The sequence below is a fragment of the Pseudomonas sp. GM24 genome (genome assembly GCF_000282235.1).
In the GTDB taxonomy this organism is placed as follows: domain Bacteria; phylum Pseudomonadota; class Gammaproteobacteria; order Pseudomonadales; family Pseudomonadaceae; genus Aquipseudomonas.
In genome coordinates this window covers 45,919-52,378 of sequence record NZ_AKJR01000062.1, presented here as the reverse complement: position 1 = coordinate 52,378, position 6,460 = coordinate 45,919, and the positions used below count along the sequence as shown (strand labels likewise).

Annotated in this window: 7 protein-coding genes; 3 read left to right on the top strand and 4 right to left on the bottom strand. The window is 58.3% G+C overall.

The window, feature by feature from the left end:
• Positions 1–64 precede the first annotated feature (64 nt).
• Together PMI23_RS10100 and PMI23_RS10095 are read right to left on the bottom strand one after the other, a co-directional pair.
• The gene (locus tag PMI23_RS10100; protein ID WP_007920382.1) at positions 65–1,210 is read right to left on the bottom strand and encodes an MFS transporter; all 1,146 of its coding nucleotides are present in this window, start codon (positions 1,208–1,210) and stop codon (positions 65–67) included.
• Positions 1,211–1,401: 191 nt separating this feature from the next.
• Positions 1,402–2,895: an aldehyde dehydrogenase gene (locus PMI23_RS10095; RefSeq protein WP_007920380.1), complete on the bottom strand. Its 1,494-nt coding sequence runs from the start codon at positions 2,893–2,895 to the stop codon at positions 1,402–1,404.
• Between the two features lie 237 nt (positions 2,896–3,132).
• On the opposite strand from PMI23_RS10095, the gene PMI23_RS10090 reads away from it, so the two are divergent.
• Together PMI23_RS10090 and PMI23_RS10085 are read left to right on the top strand one after the other, a co-directional pair.
• Positions 3,133–3,495, top strand: coding sequence for a cupin domain-containing protein (locus PMI23_RS10090; protein WP_007920379.1), 363 nt, complete (start codon positions 3,133–3,135; stop codon positions 3,493–3,495).
• A 158-nt stretch (positions 3,496–3,653) separates the two neighbouring features.
• Entirely contained in the window at positions 3,654–3,863 is a 210-nt protein-coding gene (locus PMI23_RS10085) for a hypothetical protein (RefSeq protein WP_007920378.1), read from the top strand.
• Between the two features lie 76 nt (positions 3,864–3,939).
• Here PMI23_RS10085 and rpmG read toward each other — a convergent pair whose 3' ends face one another.
• Both rpmG and rpmB read right to left on the bottom strand, forming a co-directional pair.
• On the bottom strand, positions 3,940–4,095 hold the full coding sequence (gene rpmG / locus PMI23_RS10080; protein WP_003177274.1) for a 50S ribosomal protein L33: 156 nt from the start codon (positions 4,093–4,095) through the stop codon (positions 3,940–3,942).
• Between the two features lie 11 nt (positions 4,096–4,106).
• Positions 4,107–4,340 (bottom strand): 50S ribosomal protein L28, encoded by a 234-nt coding sequence (rpmB, locus tag PMI23_RS10075; protein ID WP_007920377.1) that lies wholly within the window; start codon positions 4,338–4,340, stop codon positions 4,107–4,109.
• Between the two features lie 448 nt (positions 4,341–4,788).
• Here rpmB and PMI23_RS10070 point away from each other — a divergent pair, with 448 nt between their 5' ends.
• Positions 4,789–6,375 (top strand): ABC transporter substrate-binding protein, encoded by a 1,587-nt coding sequence (locus PMI23_RS10070; protein WP_007920376.1) that lies wholly within the window; start codon positions 4,789–4,791, stop codon positions 6,373–6,375.
• Positions 6,376–6,460 lie beyond the last annotated feature (85 nt).

Sequence of the window (6,460 nt, the reverse complement as noted above, 5' to 3'; positions counted from 1 at the left end):
GCAGCTCCTACAGAACGAATGCATTGCAACTGTAGGAGCTGTCGAAGGCTGCGATCTTTTGATCTTAGGCAGGCTCGGTTATGGGTCCGAATGCCCCTTGGCGCAAGAGCAGAATCACCAACCCAAACGCCCCAATCGCCATCAACAACGGCAACGCATGCCCATTGATCCACTGGCTGCCCGCCCCGGCCGCGAGCGGCCCGACCAGACATCCCACGCCCCACAGCTGTGCAATATGCGCATTCGCCCGCACCAGTGCATCGTCGCGATAACGCTCGCCAATCAAAATCAACGACAGGGTGAACAACCCGCCGGCACTCGCCCCGAACAATACCCACAGCGGCCAGATGAGCAGCGTATCGAGCAACAGCGGGATCGCCAGACTCGACAGCATCAACACCAGCGCACAACCGGCGAACAACGTGCGCCGCGACAGGTAGTCGGCCAACGCGCCAATCGGCAATTGCAGCAGCGCATCGCCCACCACCACCGTGCTGACCATCGCCAGTGCAATCTCGGCGGTAAAACCCTGCTGCAGGCAATACACCGGCAGCAGCGTCAAGATCATCGCCTCGAACGCGGCGAACAATGAAACCGCCCAGGCAATCGCTGGCAGCTCACGAGCGAATCCCCACAGGTCACGGAACGTTACGCTGCTCGCTTCGCTGCTGGGTGCACCGCTGCGGCCCAGCAGCAACAAGGGCGAAACCAGCAGCAGGCCGACGCCGACCCAGAAACCGTAATCATGCTCGGTACCCAGCGCGCCCAGCAGTAACGGGCCGGAGAGCTGGCTCAACGCATAGCTGCTGCCATACAGCGCCACCAATCGTCCGCGCCAGTTCTCGACCACCAGTTGATTGATCCAGCTCTCGCCGAGGATGAACACGATGGTCAGGATCACGCCGATCATCAGGCGCAATACCAGCCAGATCGGGTAGCTCGGCAACAGCGCCAGCAGGCCGATGGACAGCGCTCCAGCCCACAGACACAGGCGCATCAGGTTGGCCGTACCGAAGCGTGCCGCCAGATGGCTGGAAATTTTCGCGCCCAACAACACGCCAATCGCCGGCATAGCCGCCATCACACCGATGGCGAAAGAGCCGTAACCCCAACCCTCCAGGCGCAACGACACCAACGGCATGCTGACCCCCAGGGCCAGGCCGACACTCAAGACAGACGCCAACACGGCGAAATACGTCGCCCACCGCATGTTCCACGCTCCTGTGGATAATTATTTTTAGAGGCCACATCAAGCAAATGTGGGAGCGAGCCTGCTCGCGAAAGCGGTTTCACATTCAGCACAAGGGCTGACTGATACACCGCTTTCGCGAGCAGGCTCGCTCCCACAGGGATCTGCCTCGTCTGGAGAATCTGCTCTCGCGAACAGACCCTCCTAACGGCTTACAGCTTGATCCACGTCGCTTTCAGCTCAGTGTATTTGTCGAACGCGTGCAGCGACTTGTCGCGGCCGTTGCCCGACTGCTTGAAGCCGCCAAACGGTGCGGTCATGTCGCCGCCGTCGTACTGGTTGACCCACACACTGCCGGCACGCAGAGCCTTGGCGGTCAGGTGTGCCTTGGAGATGTCCTGGGTCCAGACCGCAGCGGCCAAGCCGTAAGGCGTGTCGTTGGCGATCTGGATAGCTTCCTCGGCAGTATCGAAGGCGATAACCGACAGTACCGGCCCGAAAATCTCTTCCTGAGCGATTTTCATCGCGTTGCTCACGCCGTCGAAAATCGTTGGCTCGACGTAGGTGCCACCGGTTTCCTGCAGGATGCGCTTGCCGCCAGCGACCAGTTTGGCGCCATCGCTGTGGCCGGATTCGATGTACGACAGCACGGTATTCATCTGCTGCGTATCCACCAGTGCACCGACATTGGTCGCCGGGTCCAGCGGATTGCCCGGCTTCCAGGCCTTCAGCGCCTCAATCACCATCGGCAGGAATGTGTCCTTGATCGAACGCTCGACCAGCAGACGCGAACCGGCGGTGCAGACTTCACCCTGGTTGAAGGCGATGGCGCTGGCGGCGGATTCAGCGGCGGCTTGCAGATCCGGCGCATCGGCAAAGACGATGTTCGGGCTCTTGCCGCCGGCTTCCAGCCAGACGCGTTTCATGTTTGATTCGCCGGAGTAGATCATCAATTGCTTGGCGATCTTGGTCGAACCGGTAAATACCAGCGTATCGACGTCGTTGTGCAGGGCCAGCGCCTTGCCGACGGTGTGGCCGTAGCCCGGCAGCACGTTGAGCACGCCTTTCGGAATACCGGCTTCAACAGCCAGCGCAGCGATGCGGATGGCGGTCAGCGGGGATTTTTCCGACGGCTTGAGGATCACCGAGTTACCGGTCGACAATGCCGGGCCGAGTTTCCAGCAGGCCATCATCAATGGGAAGTTCCACGGTACGATGGCGCCGACCACCCCCACTGGCTCGCGAGTCACCAGACCCAGTTGATCGTGCGGCGTAGCGGCGACTTCGTCGTAAATCTTGTCGATCGCTTCACCGCTCCAGCTCAGCGCTTGCGCCGCGCCCGGAACGTCGATGTACAGCGAATCACTGATCGGCTTGCCCATGTCGAGGGTTTCGAGCAGGGCCAGTTCCTCGGCATGCTGCTTGAGCAGGCCGGCAAAACGGATCATGGTGGCTTTGCGTTTGGTCGGCGCCAAGCGCGACCAGACGCCGGAATTGAAGGTGGCGCGGGCGTTTTCCACGGCGCGCTGAGCGTCGGCGGCGTCACAGCTGGCAATCTTGCCGAGCAGACGGCCATCGACCGGGCTGATGCACTCGAAGGTCTCGCCGGAGACGGCGTCGGTGTATTCGCCATTGAGGTAGGCGCGGCCTTCAATCTTCAGGTCGCGGGCGCGTTGTTCCCAGTCGGCACGAGTCAGGGTGGTCATTTAAGTGTCCTCCTCTTGTTCAGTACGAGCGCCGCGCGATCGTCGCCAGCGTCCTCAAAAAATCTGCCCGGCCAGCCTGCATTTCGGCCCAAGGCACCCGCCACCCTAAACCAGCGGCCGGGGTTGTTTCAATATATTTGACATAAGCCGGCTATACGGCCTTGCGGTGTTCATTTTAATAAACATAGACTTTCGCCCATTCCAACCATCACGTCGTCATTACGGGAGAAAACAACAATGAACATCCAGAACGTCGTCGACATCAGCCTGACCAGCAGCGAAGCCGAACGCTATCGTCCGGACCCGGCGAAAGTGCTCAAGGGTGATCCTGAGCAAGCGGTGTTCCACCAATACGAAAGCCCTTGTGGGCAGATGGGCGTTGGTGTGTGGGAAGGCGCGGTGGGTCAGTGGACAGTGAACTACACCGAGCATGAATACTGCGAGATCTTGCAGGGTGTTTCGGTGCTGCGTGATGGCGATGGCAATGCCAAGACCTTGCGTGTTGGTGACCGGTTTGTGATTCCGGCGGGGTTTCGTGGCACTTGGGAAGTGCTGGAGGCTTGCCGCAAGGTCTATGTGATCTTTGAACAGAAAAGCTGATCCGACACACACGGTGACGAGCAGGGTAAGGCATGTCCAGCAGGTTTGAGTGAAACTTCGGCTGGCCGCTTAGGAATCGGGAAAAGATCAGTCAAACCAGGAGGTTAGTCTGATTCGATGAATAGGGGCCTCAACTCAAACCAAAGCAAGGAGGCACAATGTCCAGCCAATGCAATCTCTACAACGCGCAATTTTTCCTCGGCGATGTTGCTACTACTGACAACCTGCTCGCTGTGCGCAACGCAGCCGGAGTAACAAAGCATCGCCTCGAAGTGCCGGATGGCATGTACAACCTGCGCACTGATGCGGACCGCATCAGAGTCCTGGTCAACGAGAAAAACGAGATCATTGAACTGATCTGTGGTTGATCGATCAGGCTTCAAGGCAACAAAAAAGGCCCGTATCGTGAGATACGGGCCTTTTTCGTAAGTCCGGAAAAATCAATTACTTGATTTTGCCTTCCTTGTAGATCACGTGCTTGCGAACAACCGGATCATATTTCTTGATCTCGATTTTGTCCGGGGTAGTACGCTTGTTCTTGTCGGTAGTGTAGAAGTGACCAGTACCGGCGCTCGAGATCAAACGAATCAATTCACGCATGATTAGCTCCCTTAAATCTTGCCATCGCGGCGAAGTTCGGCGAGCACGACAGTGATGCCACGCTTGTCGATGATACGCATGCCTTTGGCAGATACGCGCAGACGCACAAAACGTTTCTCTTCTTCAACCCAGAAGCGGTGATGCTGCAGGTTCGGCAGGAAACGACGACGGGTTTTGTTGTTTGCGTGGGAAATGTTATTCCCAGTCACCGGACCCTTACCGGTAACTTGACATACTCTCGACATGCCTCAGCCCTCTAAAACCACATGCCCAACCCGGCATGGGTTGGCCGCTTAATCTCTCAGTCATTTGGCGCCAGGCGCCGCGTTTCTTTAGAGGTCTTACCGGCTACACCTACAGTGAAGGAACCGGGCCCCTAGAAAAGAGCGCTGCTTTATACCAGAAAGACCCGGGTGCAACAACATTCGGTGTGCAATCAATCCATAAAAAGACGCTTTTTCAGCCTGCGAACGCCTTGGATAAAGGCTGGCATCGATTTTTACCACTCGTCGCAGAAAATCGTCCTCACGGCCGATCCAGACTTTTTACCGCGCGCCGCAGTCTGAAAAACCGCCATCACTGTGCCCCGAAAATGCAAAAAGGGGATAGTCATTTGTAATCCAGACCTCTAGGGTAGGCCTTTTCCAGACTGCACTTGCAGATGGGCCTTCGATCTGTAAAAGGAAACCGACCATGCGCCTCGCTGCCCTACCCCTGTTGCTCGCCCCGCTCCTGCTGAGCCCCCTGGCCCAGGCCGCCGCGCTGAGCGTCTGCACCGAGGCCAGCCCTGAAGGGTTCGATGTGGTGCAATACAACTCGCTGACCACCACCAACGCCTCGGCCGACGTGCTGATGAACCGTCTGGTGGATTTCGACACCACCAGCGGCAAAGTCGTGCCGAGCCTGGCCGACAGCTGGGAAGTCAGCACCGATGGCCTGACTTACGTGTTCAAGCTGCACCCGCAGGTGAAGTTTCATACGACTGACTACTTCAAGCCAAGCCGTGAACTGACCGCCGAAGACGTCAAATTCAGCTTCGACCGCATGCTCGACCCGGCCAACCCGTGGCACAAGGTCGCCCAGAGCGGCTTCCCGCATGCGCAGTCGATGCAGTTGCCGGCACTGATCAAAAAAATCGACGCACTTGACCCGCTCACCGTGCGCTTCACCCTTGATCACCCGGATTCGACGTTCCTGGCGACTCTGAGCATGGGCTTCGCTTCGATCTACTCCGCCGAATACGCCGACAAGCTGATGAAGGCCGGCGCGACCGACAAGCTCAACAGCCAGCCGATTGGCACCGGCCCGTTCGTCTTCAACCGTTTCCAGAAAGACGCGGCGATCCGCTACAAGGCCAACCCGGATTACTTCGGCGGCAAGCCTGCGGTGGATCCGTTGATCTTCGCCATTACCCCGGACGCCAACGTGCGCCTGCAGAAACTGCGGCGCAATGAATGCCAGATCGCCCTGTCGCCAAAACCGTTGGACGTACAGGCCGCGCTGAAAGAGCCGACACTGAAAGTTGAAAAGACTGACGCGTTCATGACCGCATTCGTCGGCATCAACAGTCAGCATCCGCCACTGGACAAGCCGGAGGTGCGTCAGGCAATCAACCTTGCCTTCGACAAGGCCAACTACATCAAGGCTGTGTTTGAAGACACCGCAGAAGCGGCCAATGGCCCTTATCCGCCGAACACCTGGAGTTACGCGAAGAGTCTGCCGGGTTACCCGCACGATGTCGCTAAAGCCAAGGCACTGATGGCCAAGGCAGGATTGAAGGACGGGTTTCAGACCACCATCTGGACACGCCCGTCAGGCAGCCTGCTAAACCCGAATCCAAGCCTCGGTGCGCAATTGCTGCAATCGGATCTGGCGGAAATCGGCATTCAGGCAGAAATCCGCGTGATCGAATGGGGCGAATTGATTCGTCGCGCGAAGGCCGGCGAGCATGACCTGCTGTTCATGGGCTGGGCCGGTGACAATGGCGACCCGGACAACTTCCTTACGCCGCAGTTTTCCTGCGCCGCGGTCAAATCGGGCACCAATTTCGCGCGGTACTGCAATGCCGATCTGGACAGGTTGATCAGCGCCGGCAAGACCACCAGCGAACAAGGCGTGCGCACCAAGCTGTACGAACAGGCGCAGACGCAGATTCAGCAGCAGGCGTTGTGGCTGCCGCTGGCGCACCCGACGGCCTACGCACTGACACGTAAAGACGTGCAGGGTTACTCGGTAAGCCCGTTCGGCCGGCAGGACTATTCCAAGGTCAACCTCAAATAACCTGCCTTACACATAACCTGTAGGAGTGAGCCTGCTCGCGATAGCAATCTTCCAGCCACCAAACATGTTGACTGAAATGAAGCCA

Excerpts from the sequence above, each read along its gene's own strand:
- PMI23_RS10100 (WP_007920382.1), bottom strand. The coding sequence starts at position 1,210 with ATGCGGTGGGCGACGTATTTCGCCGTGTTGGCGTCTGTCTTGAGTGTC.
- PMI23_RS10095 (WP_007920380.1), bottom strand. The coding sequence starts at position 2,895 with ATGACCACCCTGACTCGTGCCGACTGGGAACAACGCGCCCGCGACCTG.
- PMI23_RS10090 (WP_007920379.1), top strand. The coding sequence starts at position 3,133 with ATGAACATCCAGAACGTCGTCGACATCAGCCTGACCAGCAGCGAAGCC.
- PMI23_RS10085 (WP_007920378.1), top strand. The coding sequence starts at position 3,654 with ATGTCCAGCCAATGCAATCTCTACAACGCGCAATTTTTCCTCGGCGAT.
- rpmG (WP_003177274.1), bottom strand. The coding sequence starts at position 4,095 with ATGCGTGAATTGATTCGTTTGATCTCGAGCGCCGGTACTGGTCACTTC.
- rpmB (WP_007920377.1), bottom strand. The coding sequence starts at position 4,340 with ATGTCGAGAGTATGTCAAGTTACCGGTAAGGGTCCGGTGACTGGGAAT.
- PMI23_RS10070 (WP_007920376.1), top strand. The coding sequence starts at position 4,789 with ATGCGCCTCGCTGCCCTACCCCTGTTGCTCGCCCCGCTCCTGCTGAGC.